The 20,582-nt window shown below is 32.8% G+C and carries 17 protein-coding genes; 7 read left to right on the top strand and 10 right to left on the bottom strand.

The window, feature by feature from the left end:
* Positions 1 to 687: 687 nt before the first annotated feature.
* Both OZP08_RS15070 and OZP08_RS15065 read right to left on the bottom strand, forming a co-directional pair.
* Complete coding sequence (locus OZP08_RS15070) at positions 688 to 1,560, bottom strand: DUF3943 domain-containing protein (RefSeq protein ID WP_281322229.1); 873 nt, start codon at positions 1,558 to 1,560, stop codon at positions 688 to 690.
* A 509-nt stretch (positions 1,561 to 2,069) separates the two neighbouring features.
* Positions 2,070 to 2,288, bottom strand: coding sequence for a hypothetical protein (locus OZP08_RS15065; RefSeq protein ID WP_268846918.1), 219 nt, complete (start codon positions 2,286 to 2,288; stop codon positions 2,070 to 2,072).
* A gap of 371 nt (positions 2,289 to 2,659) precedes the next feature.
* On the opposite strand from OZP08_RS15065, the gene OZP08_RS15060 reads away from it, so the two are divergent.
* The 7 genes from OZP08_RS15060 to OZP08_RS15030 all read left to right on the top strand — a co-directional run bounded on the left by OZP08_RS15060 (position 2,660) and on the right by OZP08_RS15030 (position 9,813).
* On the top strand, positions 2,660 to 3,490 hold the full coding sequence (locus OZP08_RS15060; RefSeq protein WP_281322228.1) for a 1,4-dihydroxy-2-naphthoyl-CoA synthase: 831 nt from the start codon (positions 2,660 to 2,662) through the stop codon (positions 3,488 to 3,490).
* Between the two features lie 137 nt (positions 3,491 to 3,627).
* On the top strand, positions 3,628 to 4,143 hold the full coding sequence (locus tag OZP08_RS15055; RefSeq protein WP_281322227.1) for a PH domain-containing protein: 516 nt from the start codon (positions 3,628 to 3,630) through the stop codon (positions 4,141 to 4,143).
* Complete coding sequence (locus tag OZP08_RS15050) at positions 4,143 to 5,657, top strand: PH domain-containing protein (protein WP_268846915.1); 1,515 nt, start codon at positions 4,143 to 4,145, stop codon at positions 5,655 to 5,657. The genes OZP08_RS15055 and OZP08_RS15050 overlap by 1 nt, the downstream gene beginning before the upstream one ends.
* 77 nt (positions 5,658 to 5,734) lie before the next feature.
* Entirely contained in the window at positions 5,735 to 6,694 is a 960-nt protein-coding gene (gene menA / locus OZP08_RS15045) for a 1,4-dihydroxy-2-naphthoate octaprenyltransferase (protein ID WP_268846914.1), read from the top strand.
* Between the two features lie 44 nt (positions 6,695 to 6,738).
* Positions 6,739 to 7,416, top strand: a complete 678-nt coding sequence (locus OZP08_RS15040; protein ID WP_281322226.1) for a metal-dependent hydrolase — start codon at positions 6,739 to 6,741, stop codon at positions 7,414 to 7,416.
* A gap of 115 nt (positions 7,417 to 7,531) precedes the next feature.
* A complete protein-coding gene (locus tag OZP08_RS15035) occupies positions 7,532 to 8,731 on the top strand; it encodes a tetratricopeptide repeat protein (protein ID WP_268846912.1) in 1,200 nt (399 codons plus the stop codon).
* A 38-nt stretch (positions 8,732 to 8,769) separates the two neighbouring features.
* Positions 8,770 to 9,813 carry an o-succinylbenzoate synthase gene (locus OZP08_RS15030; protein ID WP_281322225.1) on the top strand — a complete coding sequence of 348 codons (1,044 nt, stop codon included), beginning with the start codon at positions 8,770 to 8,772 and terminating at the stop codon, positions 9,811 to 9,813.
* On the opposite strand, the gene OZP08_RS15025 is transcribed toward OZP08_RS15030, so the two are convergent.
* From OZP08_RS15025 to OZP08_RS14990, 8 genes are all read right to left on the bottom strand, one after another.
* Complete coding sequence (locus OZP08_RS15025; RefSeq protein WP_268846911.1) at positions 9,810 to 10,256, bottom strand: DinB family protein; 447 nt, start codon at positions 10,254 to 10,256, stop codon at positions 9,810 to 9,812. The two genes, OZP08_RS15030 and OZP08_RS15025, sit on opposite strands and share 4 nt — an antisense overlap.
* Positions 10,256 to 10,732, bottom strand: a complete 477-nt coding sequence (locus OZP08_RS15020) for a nuclear transport factor 2 family protein (RefSeq protein ID WP_268846910.1) — start codon at positions 10,730 to 10,732, stop codon at positions 10,256 to 10,258. Before OZP08_RS15020 ends, OZP08_RS15025 begins: the two co-directional genes overlap by 1 nt.
* A gap of 218 nt (positions 10,733 to 10,950) precedes the next feature.
* A complete protein-coding gene (locus tag OZP08_RS15015) occupies positions 10,951 to 11,724 on the bottom strand; it encodes a DUF4382 domain-containing protein (RefSeq protein WP_268846909.1) in 774 nt (257 codons plus the stop codon).
* Positions 11,725 to 11,847: 123 nt separating this feature from the next.
* On the bottom strand, positions 11,848 to 13,140 hold the full coding sequence (locus tag OZP08_RS15010; RefSeq protein ID WP_281322224.1) for a DUF6600 domain-containing protein: 1,293 nt from the start codon (positions 13,138 to 13,140) through the stop codon (positions 11,848 to 11,850).
* A 174-nt stretch (positions 13,141 to 13,314) separates the two neighbouring features.
* Positions 13,315 to 13,986, bottom strand: coding sequence for a peptidoglycan DD-metalloendopeptidase family protein (locus OZP08_RS15005; protein ID WP_268846907.1), 672 nt, complete (start codon positions 13,984 to 13,986; stop codon positions 13,315 to 13,317).
* A 79-nt stretch (positions 13,987 to 14,065) separates the two neighbouring features.
* Complete coding sequence (locus OZP08_RS15000) at positions 14,066 to 16,474, bottom strand: alpha-ketoacid dehydrogenase subunit alpha/beta (protein ID WP_268846906.1); 2,409 nt, start codon at positions 16,472 to 16,474, stop codon at positions 14,066 to 14,068.
* Positions 16,475 to 16,664: 190 nt separating this feature from the next.
* The gene (locus OZP08_RS14995; RefSeq protein WP_349293456.1) at positions 16,665 to 19,490 is read right to left on the bottom strand and encodes a gluzincin family metallopeptidase; all 2,826 of its coding nucleotides are present in this window, start codon (positions 19,488 to 19,490) and stop codon (positions 16,665 to 16,667) included.
* 286 nt (positions 19,491 to 19,776) lie between these two features.
* Positions 19,777 to 20,505, bottom strand: a complete 729-nt coding sequence (locus OZP08_RS14990; RefSeq protein WP_281322223.1) for an LOG family protein — start codon at positions 20,503 to 20,505, stop codon at positions 19,777 to 19,779.
* Positions 20,506 to 20,582 lie beyond the last annotated feature (77 nt).

Below are 20,582 nucleotides of genomic sequence, written 5' to 3'. Positions count from 1 at the left end.
TCTTTATTTCTGTTTTTAACGATGTAGTATTGAACAGAAATAAAATAAATTCCTTGCATCCTCAAAAGTATATTTAAGTTCTTCAAAATATCTAAAGTATATAGATACTGATATTGTTAAAGTTTAAATTTCTTTATTAAATGGTTTGTCTATAAATAAAAAGCATCTGCTTATTTTGTAAAGAAACAATTTCACAATAAGACCATTGGTTAATTTATACATTGAAAGTTTACTTTTCCTGAAACAATTCAGCATTTATGCAAAATACAATTGTTGAACCGTAAATCTTTTGTTAACCCTTAGGTGTTACTTTTTAATTCATACTATTTCTGCAAAAACTCATATTTATGTGCTTGTATTTTGAAATAGTCTTAGAAATAATAATATAATTTAAAACCATAAAAATAGAAGCGACAATAATTTCAAATTTACTCAAAAAAATCATTTTTTAGGTTAATAAATCAGTGAACTATCTATATGCTAACCGGAACTAATAATTAACATTGATTGAATGTAAAATACTGATTAGCAGGTGATAAAAGTAATAATTATTTCTATTGATGATTGTTAATTACCAATTTTTTTTCACTTTAAATGAAAATTTTAACTCTTTTGAGGAGTATTGTAAAACTATTGAAAGAAATGATTTAATAAATAGATTATCAATGGTTTTTTAATTCTTACTAATTAAAATTGCATGTTAAAGGTAAGCCCCCAAATGGCTTTATTTGCACCTTTGTCAAATCCAACTGGAGCTAAACTTAATTGTGTTTTTTGTCTTTCTTTGTAACCAAAACTATCCAATATAGTATTGAATGGATCCATAAGTAGCAAAGAGGTGTATCCTAAAAATTTAGAGCGCAATACTCTTCTGTCATTTTTTATAATGCTTTTCTTGGCATAGAAAAAACCTTCACCTAATGCTGATCCTATTACGGGAGTTACTATTAAATCTTGTTTAGAAGGGATTTCAGCAAAAGCTTCAATTCCGTATTCCCAGAAGCAAGTAGACATAAAAGCTGAATATAAAAAAGACTCAAAAATGGTAAAACCACTACTTCTGGATGTCATATAGTAAACAGCCCCAGAATAAGGGTGGGTAATATAATTTAGAACCCAGTCATCTTCATCCCAAACTGGTCCGGCTTTTACATTTTGTTTCCATTTATAGGTAATGCCATTTTCTTTCATGGCTTCTTTGTCCCAATTGGTCGCACTCTCCGGCATAGCATAGAGAATACCAAAAGCAACAACGGCAGCACCAAGATACATAGCTGTATCATATCCTAATCTTCTATAATCTCTAAAAGCGGGAGGGTAGACAGGAGTATTTTGTTTTACTAATGTAGTGTCTATTAGTGTTGTTGTATTGTTGTAAGAAGTGCTGTTGTAAAGAGAATCTGGAGTAGTTACGTTTACATCATTTACTGCTACCAAATTATCAAAATGATTTAAATTGATGTCTTGTGGGGTATTATTATTCTCAACTTGTTGAGAAAATACAGTAAAACCTGTTAGGGTTAAGAGAACGAAACTTAAAAATATTTTTGTTTGAGTCATGTCAAGCTTAATGTTATTAATATCTTGGGGGTTATTTGTATAATGATTTGATATAAAAAGAAACTTCAAAAGTTATCATTCAGGGATGAAATGAAAAATAAAGCTGGTACTCTCTATATAAAAAACGGTGCAAATGTAGTGAAAAATGTTTCAGAATTTTTGGATCATTTTCAAGAAATGATGACATGTTAACTTTAGCTTGAGAATACGGGTTTTAGATATAATAAATTAGGCTAACCTTTTTAGGATTAGCCTAGTTTATTGTTAGAAATTCATTTAAATATTTTTGCTTAGAAAAATCTTCTATTATTGAAGTATTATCTGCACAAAGATACATTAAGAACAAGACGATCTAAAAGTACTTTCATAAATCGCTTGATTGAATTTATTTGTCTTGAAATGGTTTGCTTATTCAGGTGACATCAAAGAGATTTTCACATTTTAACCATTGGGTTTCATCATTTATTAAAAGAAAATTGAAAAATGTCCTTTAGAAAAATTATGAATTCTTATTTTCCAGCAGGAGTTGTCAATGTATCTTTAGTTACAACCTCAGGTGTTACTTCATCTGTTTTGGTGCTGTCTGTTTTAATGCTATCTGTAACAGTAGCAGTGCTGTCTGTAACAGTTTGTTCCATTTGCTCTTCTGAAGTAGCTTCAGACTTGTTTTTGCAATTCGAGAAAAATACAACAGATAATAGAGCGACAAAAATTACGGCTTTTTTCAAAAATAAAAAATTTAGTTAATAATTTAGTTAGCAATCTTCTCTTAAAAATGGAACTGTTTCCATGATTAAAAGACAATTAAATTTACGAAGAACTATTGAAAATGTATCTGAAATTAACATTTCATTTTCTATTATTTGGCTGTTTTACTATTTTGAAATGTTTTTATGAAAGCCATTGTCTTTACTGCAATGAATGGAAAAAATAAGATACTTTTTTGTATAATATTTGATAAAATTTGTTCGAAGTTTAGCCCATTTTTGGGTTGATTTTTTTGAACAGCCAAAAGTTCCAAGTGAATAGCTACAAATTGTTCAGAAAAATAAAAAAAATGGTTTATTTTTACGCTAAAATAATTTAAAATTAATACAAAATGGATTGGATTACCGCCAAAGAATTTGAAGATATAACCTATAAAAAATGCAATGGAGTAGCTAGAATAGCATTCAATAGACCTGATGTACGAAATGCATTTAGACCAAAAACAACATCAGAATTGTATCAGGCTTTTTATGACGCTCAAGAAGATACTTCAATAGGGGTAGTTTTACTTTCTGCCGAAGGGCCTTCGTCTAAAGATGGAGTGTATTCTTTTTGTAGTGGAGGTGACCAAAATGCACGTGGACATCAAGGTTATGTTGGAGATGATGGTCAACACCGTTTGAATATTCTTGAAGTGCAACGTTTAATTCGTTTTATGCCAAAAGTAGTTATAGCCGTAGTACCAGGTTGGGCTGTTGGAGGAGGACACAGTTTGCACGTAGTTTGTGATATGACATTGGCTAGTAAAGAGCATGCTATTTTTAAACAAACGGATGCTGATGTAACAAGCTTTGACGGAGGATACGGATCAGCTTATCTTGCCAAAATGGTAGGTCAGAAAAAAGCTCGTGAAATTTTCTTTTTAGGACGTAATTATTCAGCTCAGGAAGCTTTTGAAATGGGGATGGTTAATGCGGTTATCCCTCATGCTGAACTAGAAGAGACAGCTTATCAATGGGCTCAGGAAGTTTTAGGAAAATCACCTATGGCTATCAAAATGCTAAAATTTGCCATGAACCTTACTGATGATGGTATGGTTGGACAACAGGTTTTTGCTGGTGAAGCGACAAGATTAGCCTATATGACCGAAGAAGCTAAAGAAGGAAGAAATGCTTTCCTTGAAAAACGTAAGCCGAATTTTGAGAAAAAATGGTTGCCATAAAGAGATATTGAAAGATTTAAAGATTTAAAGATTGGTGGTTTCAGATTTCAAGTTAGTTTTTTTTGAAATCTGAAACCTGAAACCTGAAACTCGAAACTCGAAACGAGAAGCTTAAAACCTGAACCCAAAAAATAAAAATGGAAAACTTCACAAACGAAACCATAGATACTACACTGCTTCCAAAATTTGAGGAAGTACAATTCTCGGTTTTGCATCCTAATTATTGGAAAGTAACTTTAATAAGTCTAACAGTCTTCTTTTTGATTATTGGAATAGGAGTGGGACTCACGTTATTTTTTAATGATCTCCTTGCTTCATTTGTATTAGAATTTAGCATTGCTTTTGCTTGTATGGTAGTTGTAGTATTATTCTTTTCTAGAATTGCATTCAAGAAAAAAGGATTTGCATTTAGACAACATGATGTTTTATTCAGACATGGAGTAATTGCAACGAACACACTTGTAATTCCATATAATAGAGTGCAACACGTAGCTTTACATGAAGGATTGATTTCAAGGTTTTTTGGTTTAGCCAAAATAGAAATTTTTACTGCTGGTGGGAGTTCTAGTGATATAGAGATTCCTGGAATTGTCAAAGAAGAAGCCGAAAATATCAAGCAATTGTTGATGGGTAAAATTCAAAAACAACTATAATGGAAGGTGATTTTAGTCAACCCCAGCGACAATCCATTGTGGGGATTTTTGTCATGTTTGTTTATTCGCTTCAAGGATATCTAAAAGCATTTTGGCCAATTCTGGTTATTTGGATTTTCAAGTTCAATGAAATTAATAAAGGGTATTTATTGGCAGGAACGATTGCTGTTTTTGCCTTTATTGGAGTTATTGCTTATTTACGATATAGGAACTTTACCTTTTATATAGATCAGGAAAATGATGAATTTATTATAACTGAAGGTGTTTTTAATAAAACAAAAACAGCTATACAACTTCATAAAATACAACAAGTAAATATCAATCAGTCTTTTATTCAAAGAGTGGTTGGGGTTTACGAATTAGCGGTTGATACTGCTGGATCCAATAAAAAAGAAGCCGATATCAAAGCGATTTCACATGCATTGGCATTAGACCTGAAAGTTCGTTTATTAGAAAATGAAAAAAAGAGAGTAATTGAGGATGGCAGTATTGATCAAACCGAAATTCCAGTAGAAAAACAAGTTGAAACCGATATTCCTTTTATAAATATCAGTTTTTTAAGTTTGATAAAAATTGGAATTACTTCAAATTATGTAAAGAGCTTTTTTGTATTACTGGCTTTTTTCTTCACGGTTTTCGATCATATCAAACAAATCACAGGACGAGATGTTTTACAGGATGAAAATATTGAGGATTATGTAGGTAAAAGACAAATAGTCAATGTGTTTCTAATACTTTTTATTCTTTTCTTTCTTGCTGTAATTGTTATTAATCTAATCAAAACAGTATTTACTTATTTTGATTATAAAATTACGAGACAAAAGGGTTCATTGTTGCTTTCCTATGGTTTATTGAATACCAGAAGTACGATTGTGAAGCCTGAAAAAGTTCAAATTACCAGTATAACACAGAATTTTTTGCAAAAGAAAATGAATGTTTTAGAACTTAAAATCAAGCAGGCTGCAAATGGTGAAAAAGAAGCACATAAATTAGCTATTGATATTCCGGGTTGTAGTAGACCGGAAAAAGATGCTATTTTGAAATTGTTGTTTCAAAAAATACCTGAGAAAGGTGTTATGTTAAAGCCAAATTTTAGAAAGTTGGGATTTTCAGTGTTTTTAACCATAGGTTTACCTTTGTTAGGCTTTTATTTTATTAGAGATTTTGTTGTGACACAAATGCCAATGATTGATTATTTGGTAATGTTTTTTGTTGTTTTTATGGGGCTGATTCAGTTTTTTATTTACAAAAATAATCGCCTTTTTATCAATGATGATTTTATAATTCTACAAAGTGGAGCATGGGATATTAGTAATGAAATTATAGAACCTAGTAAGATTCAGGCGATTACTGTATCACAACTTTTTTGGCATAAAAATATCAATATTGGTTCCTTAACTTTGCATACCGCTGGCGGAAATATTGCTTTTCAATTAGGTAATTTTACAACCATAAAACAATACGTCAACCTTTGGTTATACGAAATGGAAACGTCCGATAGTAATTGGATGTAGAAAAATAGTTTCAAGTTTTAGATTTCAAATTTGGAGTCTGAAAATACGAAACTTTAAACTTTAAATAAAAAAATATAATGAAACACTGGATTGAAGCCGCAAGATTAAGAACATTACCATTATCAGTTTCCGGAATTATAGTGGGAAGTATGTATGCACTTAGACCTACTGAGAATATAGATACTCCAACAGATGTTTTTAGTTGGAAAATATTTGCTTTTGCATTGCTAACGACTTTGGGATTGCAAGTGCTGTCTAATTTTGCCAATGATTATGGAGATGGCGTTAAAGGAACCGATAATGAAGATAGAGTAGGACCAAAACGTGCTATCCAAAGTGGAGTAATCACTCCACAAGCTATGAAACGTGCTTTAGTGATAACTTCAATACTTACATTGCTTTCTGCAATATTATTGATTTATGTTGCTTTTGGAGAGAGTAATCTTGTGTATTCCTTATTCTATTTAGTATTGGGGATCTTAGCTATAGCTTCTGCGATTCGTTATACAGTAGGGAATTCTGCTTATGGATATCGTGGATACGGAGATATTTTTGTCTTTGTGTTTTTTGGTTTGGTGAGTACTATAGGAGTTAATTTTTTGTATTCAAAACAATTGGACTTAGTTTTGATCTTACCAGCGATTGCTGTTGGATTATTGAGCGTTGGAGTTTTGAATCTGAACAATATGCGTGATCAGGCTTCGGATGCTAAGTCTGGAAAGAATACCGTAGTAGTAAAAATTGGTGCTGAAGCAGCCAAAAAATACCATTACTTTTTGATAATTTCAGCAATGGTGTCTGTGCTGGTTTTTGCTATATTGAATGATTTTCGTTTCGATCAATATTTGTTTGTATTGGCTTATATTCCGTTGACAAAACATTTAATCACAGTGTCTAAAAATCAAGATCCAAAATTGCTTGATCCTGAATTAAAGAAAGTGGCATTGAGTACCTTTTTCCTTTCTATATTACTTTCGTTATGTATGATTTCTTTGATTTCAGACATTTTTGTAAATGCCTTTTTGGGAGGAAGGTAAGTCAAAATCAATTTTATGTTCAATTTTTAAGCTTATAAAAAAAAATGAAAGTAACATTCTATGGTCACGCCTCTTTGGGGATTGAAGTGAGTGGTAAGCACATACTTGTTGATCCTTATATTTCAGCCAATCCAAAAGCGGCGCATATTGATATTAATACCCTGAAAGCTGATTTTATTCTGATTACCCATGCGCATGGCGATCATATTCTGGATGTAGAAGCTATTGCTAAAAGAACAGGAGCAGTAATTGTTTCCAATTATGAAATAGCTACTCATTATGGAGCGAAGGGATTTAAAAATCATCCTATGAATCATGGAGGGAGTTGGAGTTTTGATTTCGGAAAGCTAAAATATGTCAATGCAGTACATTCCAGTACTTTTCCTGATGGGAGTAATGGTGGGAATCCAGGTGGTTTTGTAATAGAGGGTGAACATAAAAATATTTACATAGCTGGGGACACTGCACTTACAATGGATATGAAATTAATCCCGATGCGAACCAAGCTTGATTTGGCTATTTTGCCAATTGGAGATAATTTTACGATGGATGTTGATGATGCCATAATTGCTTCAGATTTTGTGGCTTGCGATAAAATTCTTGGTATGCACTACGATACGTTTGGTTATATTGAGATTAATCATGAGGAAGCTATCAAGAAGTTTTTTGACAAAGGAAAAGATTTGATGTTACTTGAAATTGGTGGTTATATCGAATTGTAATTTAGATTTTTTTACTTCGCTAGTTGTCTTCTCAAGTCTTAATTCTGTTTTTCAGGACTAGGCCGTTCTATAAATTTAATATCTTTCATTTTAAAGAAAGACCAATATTTTCATAATGAGAAAAAAATATTTTCTATTATTTATTGCACTACAAATTACTATAAATACTTTTTCGCAACAAGACGGCTATTGGGATAAAGACAGATCTACCACTAAAGAAGTCAATGTTTCAGCTAGAGACCGAATTGTTATCAAAACGGAGGATCTGCCTTTAGGAACTACTGAAGTTGTATATAGAATCACACTTTTAGATCAAAATCAGCAATTGGCGAGTAGTTTGGTTTCAGTTTTAAAATCGATTCCGGATCCTACTGGGATTAGTCAAGGATCAGCCGGAGCTGTTTTTGTTTTGTCAAAAATATCGGGAGACGATAAGTGTACTTATGCTATTTTTTCAACAGATAAATTAGCTTCTGAGTACAAAGATTCGGGTAAAACCTTAGAGTCCTGCTTGGTTCAGGATGAACCGGTAAGTAAAGATGCCAAGCGACTTTCTGTAGAAAAATCAACCTGTTTGAAAGGAAATGCCATGTGGTTTGGTTTTGAAAGCAAAAACTGGATCATGAATCAAAAAATCATTTTGGAAGTTGTGCCTTGGGTTGATAAAAAATTAAGCCGTGGCTGGAGTCTTGAGAATAGAAGAAGCATTATTGAGCAATGTAAAACTTCTAATTTGGCTCAAAAAATGATTAATTCAGATGATTTTTGTGTTTGTGTGCTGGATAAAATCCAAACAAAATATAAGTTTCAGGAATTTCAAAAATTATTGCCGGTAGAGCGTTCTAAGTTCTTTAAGGATTCAGGGAATAGTTGTTTTGGTGAAACGAGCACTTCTAACACTGTTTATGCTGATTTGCGTAACCAAGCGTCGCTTTTGGTAAAACAAGGCAAATACGGCGATGCAATTGCAAAATTAGGGATAATTATAAATGATGGTAAAGGTACGGTTCTGGATTATAGCGCCATTGGGAATGCTTACCTGATGACTAAGCAATACGGAAAAGCCTTAAAATACCTGCAAGAAGGTGAAAAACTTGATGATACAGAGTTGTTGATTAAATTGAATTTGGCGCACGCATACTTGCTGAATGATAATTATAAAGAAGCTAAAACGATCTATAAAAAATATCAAAAACAAAACGTAACCGATAGTTTGAGTTGGGTTCAAAAAACAGAGTTAGATTTTAAAGCTTTCCAAAAAGCTGGAATCCAAAACGAGGATTTTGAAAGAGTGCTGAAGTTGATAAAAGAATAATGAAAAGTCCAATAATCAAATAATCCAAAAATCAAAACATGTTTGCTTCTTACCACAAATACATTCTAAACTTCAAACGTCCATCAGGAACTTCTCGTGGTGTGATGACCGAAAAAGAAACTTGGTTTATTGTCTTAGAACAAGACGGGAAAAAGGGGATAGGTGAGTGTGGAATCTTAAGAGGTTTGAGTGCTGATGATCGTCCCGATTATGAAGAAAAATTACAATGGACTTGCGCGAATATTCATTTGGGGAAAGATGAACTTTGGGATGCTTTAATTGAGTTTCCTTCGATACAGTTTGGGGTCGAAATGGCGTTCCAATCTTTGGTTAGTGAAACTCCATTTTTGCTCTTTCCTTCCGACTTTACAAAAGGTATAAAATCGATCCCGATTAATGGTTTGGTTTGGATGGGTGAGGAGTCTTTTATGAAGCAACAAATAGAAGAAAAATTGGCTGATGGTTTCCGTTGTATAAAACTCAAAATTGGGGCTATAGATTTTGATAAAGAACTGCAATTATTGCAATTTATTCGAGAACATTTTACTCCGGAACAAGTTGAAATTAGAGTGGATGCGAACGGTGCTTTCGATTCAAATGAAGCTTTATATAAATTAAATCAACTAGCTGGTTTTGTGTTGCATAGTATTGAGCAGCCAATTCAAAAAAACAACACTGACAGTATGGCAGAGCTGTGTAAAATCACTCCTTTTCCTATCGCGTTAGACGAGGAACTGATCGGGGTTTTTACAAAGGCTGAAAAAGAAAAATTATTGACTAAGATTAAGCCGCAATACATCATTTTGAAGCCTAGTTTTATAGGCGGTTTTAGAGGTGCGCAGGAGTGGATTTCCTTGGCTGAAAAGTATAATATTGGATGGTGGATTACCTCGGCTTTAGAAAGTAATATAGGTCTAAATGCTATTGCTCAATGGACATTTTTGCAACATAATTTAATGCCTCAAGGATTAGGGACGGGAGCTTTATATACAAATAATTTTGATTGCCCGTTACAAGTTTTGCAAGGGCAATTATGGTATAGTAAGGATGGGATTTGGCCGCTTAATTTGGATCGCTTTTAATTGTCTAATAGACGCCTGTGATAGTTTATTTGTCCTAAGTGGTAAGCAAGATGAGTTGTGAGGTGAATTAATAAAAACTCTGTCGAAGTCTTTGTTTCAAAAACTAAAAGTGGATATTCTTCCTTTAATTCCTCATCAGTTAATTGGACAAGCGCGTCATTTACAACAACAATTGTAGCTTCGATTTTGGTTATTAATTCCGCTTGTGGAATGTCTTTTTGTGTAAACTCGAGTTCTCTATTCCTAATGTAATTTGTCTTTCCAATTTGAGCTCCAATATAGGTGTTTAGGTTCCCGATTAAGTGTAAGCACAGGTTTCCTGCTGAATTTGATATATTTTTATCTATAGACCAAATTCTGCTCTCATTTTGGTACGACCCGATTTCTGTTTTTAGTTTATTTAAATCTCGGTTAAATAGGGTTTTTAGAGTTTCAATAGCCATTATACTAATGTTGTTTCTTGGTAGTGTTTTAAAGTGGTAAGTGATTGTTTTTGAATTTTCATTTCCATGAAACCGGTCCATCCTAATAATAATCCCTTAAAGCCCAAAGCTTGTTTAGACCATTCCCAGATGCAAAAATCATCAGTATGTTTGATGATTAAGCCATCCTTAAATTGAAATTGGGCTTCGATTCGATTTATTACCTTTCTATTGGTTTTGCTAAAATTATAGGTTGCAATCCAATTTGCGGATCCCATGTATTCATCCGCTTTAATATCTGAAAATTCTATTTTGATATTGCCTTTGCTTTTTTCAATCAACATCTTCCACATTTGGCATGCATCATTCTCTTTTAATAGACCAAAAACAGGGTCATAAAATTTAATTTTCGGATGATAGCATTCGCACATAGTTTTAGTGTCAGCATTCGCGAAAGCGGTATAAAATTTATGAATTAGTTGCTCTTTTGAATTCATTTTATATAGAGTTAGATAGTAAAAATAATGAATTTTTAGATTCGATATACGTCTTCTTATAAAATATTGCAAGAAAAATTGTCTTTAAAATAATCATAATTGATTCAATTTCAAATAAAAACACCTCACTCTTATGAAAAGGGAGGTGTTTTTGGTAAAAAAAATGAATTCAATTGGTATTCTTAATTTTCTTCGCGAAATCTATCGCTGCATCGGGACTAAAAAGTTATTGTTCCTATGTCCGTTGTTTGTCCTGCAGTAACGACGACTCCACTTATGGTCACAGGGAGCAAGGGTGATGCTGGTGTGACGGTCACAGTATAAGTTCCTGGAGGAAGTCCTAAAAGTTGGAAATCACCGCTGTCATTTACATTTGTAGAATAAGCAACATCCGAAGTGGCACTAACTACAGCCAAAGTGCCCATTGGTGAAATTTTTCCTTTGATGATTCCGCTTATTGCGGTTTCTATTGTTCTAATAACCGGTTTAAGTTTATAACCGCCATTGCCTTGAGCAACTATAGATTGATTGGCATCAAAATCGAGAAGTACATTGTAAATTATGCCGCTTTGAAGGGTTTGATGCACTTGAAGTTTTAATCCTGATTGTTCTGCACTGGGCGTACTCAAAGGGTAACTTATGTTATTTACTACAACGGAATTATTAGGTCCTAATATGAGTCTTATTTGCTCCACATTGGCACTTTCTAATGTATCGGTAGCAATAAGTGTTGTTGTTCCGTTTGATAGTTCTAGAAGGTCGTAAATACCCGGAATCACATTTAGTGCAACTGTTTGTCCATTATTTCCAGTTATTTCAACACCTTTAAGGTCTATAAGTACAGCTTCATATGGGCCTGGAGCATCAGTCATGGAAACGGTATACGGATAAGTTGCTTTCATGGCATTATTACTATCATCGTTATCATCATTACATGAATTCGTTAAAAATCCAAGAAAGATAAGAGTCAGGATTATTTTTATTGTTTTCATTGCTTTTGATTTTGGTTACTACGTTGATTTATTGAATTAAAGTGTTCACTTATGTTGTCTAAATGTGAGATTGTTATGTTTGGTATTTGATGTTTTGACTCATCAAGTTTTAAAAATTAGACATTAATTATGTTTTTGTGAATGCTGTTGTTGCATATGTTGACCACGATCCTGTTGTGGTTGTTGAGCAGGTTGTTCGTAATGTGGTTGTTGCATATGTTGACCACGATCTTGTTGTGGTTGTTGAGCAGGTTGCTCGTAACGTGGTTGTCTCATAGGTTGACCATGATCTTGTTGTGGCTGTTGAGCAGGTTGATCATAACGTTGTTGCTGTTTGGGTTGTTCATGATGTTTCTGCTGTGGTTGTTGAGCAGGTTGCTCGTAACGTGGTTGTTTCATGTGTTGACCACGATCTTGCTGTGATTGTTGAGCAGGTTGATCATAGCGTTGTTGCTGTTTGGGTTGTTCATGACGTTTCTGCTGTGGTTGTTGAGCAGGTTGATCATAACGTTGTTGCTGTTTGGGTTGTTCTTGATGTTTCTGTTGTGGTTGTTGAGTAGGTTGATCATAGCGCTTTTGTTGCGATGGATTAGTTCTAGTATTACTTTGCTTTGTAGACTTTGCGTCTTTCATACTTATGACTTTATATGGAATAGGTTTTTGCCCTGAGGCATTGTGTTTTTCAACTCTAGGTTTATAGATATTAAGCTCTCTATTGCTCAAATTATGCCCAGGTTTATTTCTATCTCTTACGGTGTAAGTTGTAATTGCATTTCCTGAGCTTCTTTGTACTTCGTTTCTATTAGGGCCTATTCCGTATCTTGCATGACTAGTGTTGTCTGTCCTAATATTGTTTATCACGGTAGAGTTCTTTAGAATTCTGCTGTTATCGGGAGTTCTAACATAATAGTTATTGATGTTTGTTCGCCCTAAATCCCGATCTCTCACTACTATCCATTGATTATAAGGTAAAATATAATTACCACCATATGCAATGTTTATACTAATTCCGGGACCTATAGGTGCCCATCCGTAATAACCTTCAGATCTTCGCCAAACAACCCAAGCTGGTCCCCATTCGTAATCAGGTACCCATATCCATCCATAAATATAGTCGTAATACCATCGACCGTAATGAAATGGCGCCCATCCCCATGAATAATTAGAAACCCATGTCCATCCTACGTTAGAATATACCCAATGTCCATTAGTACCATAGGGAATGAAGCCGGGAGAAACATCAGGAAGCCAAACGTATCCATAATGAGTATTAAGTACCCAACTGCCATAGGGGCTTAGATCATCGTAAAAAACCTGAAAACTTATTGAAACTTGTGCAGTTGCCTGTTGAGGCACTATCATTGTCCATGAATTGAAAGCAATGAGCAAAACTGCTATTTTACTTATAAATTTCATGATATTGATATTTAAATGTTATAGATTTTTAAAAAGAACTGTAATCTATTATAACGTTCAATATAAGTGATTTGTACTTAAAATTATGTTGCTTGTTTCTAAATTAAAAGTTAAATGATTGCTTTTCAAGATCTTGGTATGTGTCAAAAAGCGGAAATAATTTTTTATCCTTGATTATGATATCTTCAATAGTAAATTTGGATCAGGACAGTTTTCTAAATAATAATCCAAGTTGCTTTTACTGCAAACTCCCGGATAATCTCCGAAATTTTCTTTTATGTCTTTTATAATCTGAAAATGCAAATGTGGTGCATAATCACCATTTACAGTCGAGTCTCCTAATGTAGCGAGTTGTTGTCCTTTTGTGAAAAAGTTACCTATTTTGATAGAAGTAATACTTTCTAGAGATAAATGACCGTATAAAGTATAAAAAGTTTGATTTTCTATTTGGTGTTCCAGTATAATAGTTGGGCCGTAATCGGCTATTTTATTATTGTATTGAAAACTATGTACTTTTCCGTCTAAAGCGGCTAAAACGGGTGTTCCTGCTTTGATCCATAAATCTAAACCGATATGAATGTTTCTTTCCTCTGAATCATTAAATGAAGTGCTTCGTTTGTATAGATTGCGAATTTCATTATAGCCTCCATATGCTACTTTTGCCTTATTTGTTGCTAAAAAATGTTCTATAAAGTTTTCAAATTCATTAGCATTAGTAATGTTTAATTGATTTAATTCAAGGTTTGAAGGAGATAGATTTATAGGGGTATATTGTTGATAGGGAATAGTATTATCTATTACTTTAATATCTTTTAAATCTAAAAACAAATCGTTTAGGGGCTTCATTGCGAAATAAGTTTAAATAAAGATATAAAAAAATCCCAATCGGTTAAGATTGGGATTCTATAATTCTAAATTGTACTGATTAATACAAACTTGGATATTTTGAAGGATTTGCTTCGTTCATCATAGCATATACTTTTTCAAAAATATCTTCTGCAGAAGGTTTAGAGAAGTAATCTCCATCTGTTCCGTAAGCAGGTCTATGTTCTTTGGCAGTCAAGGTTTGTGGCTTGCTGTCTAGGTATTTATAAGCGTCTTGCTGTTCTAAAATTTGTTGCAAAATATAAGCAGAAGCTCCACCTGGAAGATCTTCGTCTATAACCAATAATCTGTTGGTTTTTGCAACACTTTTTATAATATCCTGATTAACATCAAGTGGGAGTAAAGATTGTATATCAATAACTTCGCAATCAATTCCTACTTCAAGTAGTTCTTTGGCAGCTTGTTCTACTAATCGTAATGTTGAACCATAGGAAACAAGTGTAATATCGTTTCCTGTTTTCAGCGTTTCAATAACTCCAATTGGTGTTTTGAATTCACCATAATTCAAAGGCATTTTTTCTTTCAAACGGTATCCGTTCAAACATTCGATAACCAAAGCAGGTTCGTCGCATTCTAATAAAGAGTTGTAAAAACCAGCTGCTTGTGTCATGTTTCTTGGAACCAAAACGTGAATTCCTCTAATGGCATTGATAATCATTCCCATTGGAGAGCCTGAATGCCAAATACCTTCTAAGCGGTGCCCACGAGTACGAATAATAAGTGGCGCTTTTTGTTTTCCAACGGTTCTGTATTGCAAAGTGGCTAAATCGTCACTCATGATTTGGATAGCATATAATAGGTAATCCAAATACTGAATTTCGGCAATAGGACGTAATCCTCTTAAAGCCATTCCGATTCCTTGCCCTAATATAGAAGCTTCACGAATTCCAACATCGGCAACGCGTAACTCTCCATATTTCTCTTGCATTCCTTCAAGACCTTGGTTAACATCACCAATATTTCCTGCATCTTCCCCAAAAATTAATGCTTCTGGGTATTTTGAAAAAATAGCATCAAAGTTATCTCTCAAGATCATTCTACCATCGATATCTTCTTTGTTGTTTTCAGAATATACTGGTAGAACTTCTTTAACTGAAAACACATTCAAATCTGAGTTTGAATATAAGTTACTGCTGAATTTTTCTTGTGTTTTGCTAATGTAGTTGGTAATCCAACGGGATAATTCTAATTTATCTTCTTCATTGATAACCAAACGTAATGTTTTACGTGCGATTACCAATATTTCCTTTTTTAGAGGAGATTTAATCCCTTTTAGGTTAGATACATTTCTAAGAATTTCTTCTTTTCTATTACTGCTAACAGCTACTCTTTCTAATATGGCTACCAATTCGTTTTGTTCTTCTACAATTGGTTCAATAAAAGCATTCCAAGCGGCTTTTTTGCCCTCAAAAACTTCTTTTTTAGCTTCTAGATCAATAGCTTCAATCTCTTCTGGTGTTGCAATGTTAATGGCAATCATCCATAATTTCATCTGACGAATACAGTCAAAATCTTTTTCCCAAGCTAATCGAGCTGCATTTTTATATCTTTCGTGTGAACCAGAGCTTGAGTGTCCTTGAGGTTGTGTTAGTTGATCAACGTGAATCAAAACTGGGATATGTTTTTCACGTGCAATTTCTGCCGCTTTTTCATAAGTAGCAATCAAATCTACATAATCCCAACCTTTTACTTTAAGGATTTCAAATCCGTTAGTTCCTTCTTCTCTTTGGTATCCTTTTAAGATTTCAGAAATATTCTCTTTGGTAGTTTGGTGTTTTGCATGTACAGAAATTCCGTACTCATCATCCCAAACGCTCATTACCATAGGAACTTGTAATACACCGGCAGCATTTATGGTTTCAAAAAATAAACCTTCAGATGTACTTGCATTTCCAATAGTTCCCCAAGCAATTTCATTTCCATTTATAGAAAAATTGCTTGCATTTTCAATACCTGGAACATTTCTGTATATTTTAGATGCTTGTGCTAATCCTAATAAACGTGGCATTTGTCCAGCTGTAGGAGAAATATCTGAACTAGAATTTTTTTGTTCAGTTAAGTTTTTCCAAGATCCATCTTCATTTAAGCTATGGGTTGCAAAATGCCCTCCCATTTGCCTTCCAGCCGACATTGGTTCTTGATTTATATCTGTATGTGCATATAATCCGGCAAAGAATTGTTGTACTGTCAATTCACCTATGGCCATCATAAAAGTTTGATCGCGATAATATCCGGAACGGAAATCTCCATTTTTAAAGGATTTAGCCATGGCAAGTTGCGGAACTTCTTTACCATCACCAAATATTCCGAATTTGGCTTTTCCGGTTAATACTTCTTTTCGACCTAATAAACTACATTCTCTGCTTATTATGGCGATTCTGTAATCATTCAGGACTTCGGTTCTAAAGTCTTCAAATGTTAAACCAGTATTCACTTTCTCTTTTATCATAATTTAAAAGTATAGCTTTTTTTGTGCTGCAAATCTAATCAAAAACTATCTATATATCGTTATACACTTTTGTATTTTTCTAAATTTTTAACAAATAATTTTTAGTAAAACATATTTATTTTTATGAATTATGTAATTTTATTTTAATTTATCGAATAATTATTTAATATTTTAAAGTTTTTGTTTTGAATTAAAACCATTTTCGGGTAAAAAGATTAATTAATGATTTAGGATTAAAAACGAAGATAAATCTTATTTTATCACCATAATTTTTTTGCGCTATTTCAAAACCATTTGATGAATATACCGGAAAAAACAATTCAAAGTAATCTTGAACCAAATTTAATCGGATACCACCATCATATATAAATGTATTATTTTGACCTTTATTTTTTACAAATCCAAAATCAGCATAAGCATCAATCCAATTCCAAATTGTATAACTCATATTGCTTGTTATTAACCATTTATTAGATTCTGAAGGGGTTACAAAAGATTTGAATCCACCTTGGGCAAGGAAATATTGTTGGCTTAAAATACCTGTGGTCTCAGAGCGGGCATAAACATCATAATCAAAAAGATAATCGTTGGGTCTGGATACCCCAAAATTATAGTTTTGGGTATTGTTCGAATTATATAAAAATGTTCCTCCGTATAGCCTGGAATTAAAAAAACGCTTGTTGTTAAAAAGTTTTCGGTATTCCATTTCGGCAGATATTTTTCCAAAATAGCCTGAAAATTGAACATCAGTAAAGAATTTAGTATGACTCGTTACCTCGGTTTTGATGTTGTAATATTTAAGATTCAAAATAGAATAATTGTCTGTACTGTCAACCACAATGGCTGATGGTTCCTTATTTATGATGTTGTATTTAACAAATATGCTTTGTTTTCTGTTATCTCTATAATTGGGTTCTCTTATAAATAAGGATAAGCTGGGATTTAATTTGAAATAAGCGGCATCTGGAGCATAATGAAAATAGGAGCCACTTAATAAATACCGTACATTATATACTGTTCCTGTTCTATAATATTTATTGATGATAAATGAATAATTACCCACGATAGATTTTGTGTTTATGGAGTACATAGGATTCAAAACATACATAAAGGGTTTGTCGAAGAAGCTATAATTGTAAAAACTAATTCCAGGCGAAAGCCCGTCATAAAGATTGTAATAAAAGGTGGGGTTGTAAAAAAATTGTGAATAATGTGGATCTTCTAAATCCTGAAAAAAAGTTGGCTTTAAAGGACGATTAAGCGAAAATGTTTTTAATGATTTCCAGTTATTTCTCAAATTAAATTCTGGCACTTCATTATTGTAGTTGAGCACTAATTTATCGATATTTTTTCTGTCAAATATAAGGGTAGTGTCTATTTCATTAGTTTCTAGCCATCTTTTAAATATAATTTGGTTTTTTCTGATTCCAAATACTGGCATAGGAACTAATGGAACTCCTTTGTTTTTTACGAAGAAAGTAATACTGTCTTTTGTTCTTGAAACGTCTTTAAATTTATAATCAATATTTTCTCTGCTGTTTATAATGTATTTAAAAAACCAATCAATGTCTTTGGGTGTATTGGATTTCAGGATGTTTTCAAAATCAGCTTCAGTAGTTAGTCTTTCTTTATTTAAAGTGTAAAATTGTCGAATTCCATTATCTACCAAGTCATGGCCAAGATAATGATCTAAATATTGTAAGCTCAATCCAGCTTTGTATTTATTGGCAATTTGAACATTGTATTTTATTAATGAGTTTTTGGGCGAGTTAAGTGGTTGGTCAAGATTTTTTCGAGCCATAAGCATATAATAATAGCTGTATTGCTCATTAAAATCAGTTTGAGCCATTTTAAATCCTCTCAATAAGAAAAATTTAGAGGCAGATCCCATCATTTTGCTTCTTGGATGGTATTTATCAATGTAATCAATCATGGTAAAAACCTGTATTCCATCATAAATCCAGTTATCTTTTCTAGGATTTAATTGCAAACTGTTTCTTAGAAAAATATTCAGATAGGTTTTAAGGAATTTAATTTCAAACAGAAAGTCATCATGAAACGGTCTCATGAATTTCGGCAATTGATTCAGCCCATAAAACGGATTACGGTCATAATCAGCCTGTGAAATTATTATTTTTTGAAAAGGATATGTGCCTATTTGTTCTTTTGCTAAGGTTGCAATTCTATTAATAAGGAGTGCTTTGTGGTTGTCTTCTACCTTAGAGCTAGCCCTGAGATTAGTAATGATTTCCAGATCACCAACTTTAAAACTTTCGTAACTGGATTTTTTTTCAATAATGAGACTAAAATCGGGAATCTTTTTGCCTATTAGGGTATAAGTTGCCTGAGTTTCAGTTTGAGTTGAGTTATTGATATCCAAGTCAGTAGTTATGGTTCTGTTTTTTGGAATTTTAAGACTAATAACAAAATCAGAAACGGCATTGGCAATATCATCTAGGTTCTCATTGCTGTATTTAATAAATTGATGATCCTCATAGCGAGCAGGAGTTAAGAACCAGTTTTTTAGGTTCAAAATCCTGTCTTCTGAATAACCGAATTTGGTGAATTTATCACTGGGAATTTTTGAAGCGTAGGATAGATGTAAAGTTGTTTTTTGATTGGGTTCCAATTTTTTATTTAATGGAAGTTCAATATAATCAGGATGTTTTTTTGTTCTTTCCCAAAGAATAACATTTTTGTTTTCATCTTCAATTATCAAATTGATTGTTCCTCCTCGTTCTTCTACTGTCGCCAAGTGAAAGTGATTGTAAAACTCATCAGAAAAACGTTTACCCAGCGGACTTTCTTTATCAGAGAAAGCATTATTCCAATCATTTAGAACGATAGATGACAGAGTATCGTTACTTTTATTGTAATAAGTGATTTCCTGATTAATAAATAAGGTTTTGGTATCCATATTTACATCAACAGACATTTTGGAGTGATGCTGTGCGTATTGCTTTTGTGAAATGAACAAAACAATAAGAAATAGGATGATTTTACCGTAAGTTTTCAATCTGGGGATGTATAAGATTACTTAAAAGTATAAAACTAATACAATTTACAAATAATTAAGAAAAGTTCTGTTTTTATTAGCCAAAATACATCAAAACACGATGAATTAAAAGCATTGTTTTAAAAGCACTTAAGTGTTCTAAAAACAATTTTACTGCAATAATTTTAGAGTAGGATTAATCAATTAAAAAATGCCACGAATTGCACAAATTTCATATGAATTAATTAGTATGAAGTTTATGCAATTCGTGGCAAAATAACATTGTCAGAATTGTTTTTGATGGGTCTTAGAAATTAGGACTCAAATCGTATTTTTTATAGAAATTATCCAAGACTGTAACTACTTCATCTTCGGTATCAACCAGTTTGAATAAATTCAAATCTTCAGGACTTACCGTATGTTCTCTTTCTACTAATACTGCTTTTATCCAATCAATCAATCCAGACCAAAAAGTGGTTCCTACTAGTATGATAGGGAATTTTCCAATTTTTTTGGTTTGAATTAAGGTTATAGCTTCAAATAATTCATCCATAGTTCCAAAACCACCTGGCATAACCACGAAACCTTGTGAGTATTTCACAAACATTACTTTTCGAACAAAGAAATAATCAAAATTTAAGTTTTTGTCTCTGTCAATATATGGGTTAAAATGTTGCTCAAAAGGCAATTCTATATTTAATCCCACAGAAGTTCCACCACCTAAATGCGCACCTTTGTTTCCTGCTTCCATAATTCCGGGACCACCACCAGTAATCACTCCGTAGCCGGCTTTACTTATTTTATAAGCAATTTTCTCAGCAAGCAGATAGTACTTATCTTCTGGTTTTATCCTTGCTGAACCAAAAATAGTCACACAAGGACCAATACGACTCATTGTATCATATCCATTTACAAATTCGGACATGATTTTGAAAATAGCCCAACTGTCGTTGGTTTTAATATCATTCCAAGTTTTTTGTTTCAGTTTGTCTTGGATAACTTTATCCTCGTCATTGTCAAAATCTTCTAATCTCATATTTATTTTATTTTTAGGAGCTTTATCCCGCTATTCGTTTTAATCTTTTCATTTTTAAAGGAAAAATAAAAAGGATT

It is taken from the genome of Flavobacterium aestivum (assembly GCF_026870175.2).
Classification (GTDB): domain Bacteria; phylum Bacteroidota; class Bacteroidia; order Flavobacteriales; family Flavobacteriaceae; genus Flavobacterium; species Flavobacterium aestivum.
This window is presented reverse-complemented; position numbering and strand designations above follow the sequence as displayed.

Bases quoted from the DNA above. Each gene is read 5' to 3' on its own strand.
- OZP08_RS15070 (WP_281322229.1), bottom strand. From the start codon at position 1,560: ATGACTCAAACAAAAATATTTTTAAGTTTCGTTCTCTTAACCCTAACA.
- OZP08_RS15060 (WP_281322228.1), top strand. From the start codon at position 2,660: ATGGATTGGATTACCGCCAAAGAATTTGAAGATATAACCTATAAAAAA.
- OZP08_RS15055 (WP_281322227.1), top strand. From the start codon at position 3,628: ATGGAAAACTTCACAAACGAAACCATAGATACTACACTGCTTCCAAAA.
- OZP08_RS15050 (WP_268846915.1), top strand. From the start codon at position 4,143: ATGGAAGGTGATTTTAGTCAACCCCAGCGACAATCCATTGTGGGGATT.
- menA (WP_268846914.1), top strand. From the start codon at position 5,735: ATGAAACACTGGATTGAAGCCGCAAGATTAAGAACATTACCATTATCA.
- OZP08_RS15040 (WP_281322226.1), top strand. From the start codon at position 6,739: ATGAAAGTAACATTCTATGGTCACGCCTCTTTGGGGATTGAAGTGAGT.
- OZP08_RS15035 (WP_268846912.1), top strand. From the start codon at position 7,532: ATGAGAAAAAAATATTTTCTATTATTTATTGCACTACAAATTACTATA.
- OZP08_RS15030 (WP_281322225.1), top strand. From the start codon at position 8,770: ATGTTTGCTTCTTACCACAAATACATTCTAAACTTCAAACGTCCATCA.
- OZP08_RS15025 (WP_268846911.1), bottom strand. From the start codon at position 10,256: ATGGCTATTGAAACTCTAAAAACCCTATTTAACCGAGATTTAAATAAA.
- OZP08_RS15020 (WP_268846910.1), bottom strand. From the start codon at position 10,732: ATGAATTCAAAAGAGCAACTAATTCATAAATTTTATACCGCTTTCGCG.
- OZP08_RS15015 (WP_268846909.1), bottom strand. From the start codon at position 11,724: ATGAAAACAATAAAAATAATCCTGACTCTTATCTTTCTTGGATTTTTA.
- OZP08_RS15010 (WP_281322224.1), bottom strand. From the start codon at position 13,140: ATGAAATTTATAAGTAAAATAGCAGTTTTGCTCATTGCTTTCAATTCA.
- OZP08_RS15005 (WP_268846907.1), bottom strand. From the start codon at position 13,986: ATGAAGCCCCTAAACGATTTGTTTTTAGATTTAAAAGATATTAAAGTA.
- OZP08_RS15000 (WP_268846906.1), bottom strand. From the start codon at position 16,474: ATGATAAAAGAGAAAGTGAATACTGGTTTAACATTTGAAGACTTTAGA.
- OZP08_RS14990 (WP_281322223.1), bottom strand. From the start codon at position 20,505: ATGAGATTAGAAGATTTTGACAATGACGAGGATAAAGTTATCCAAGAC.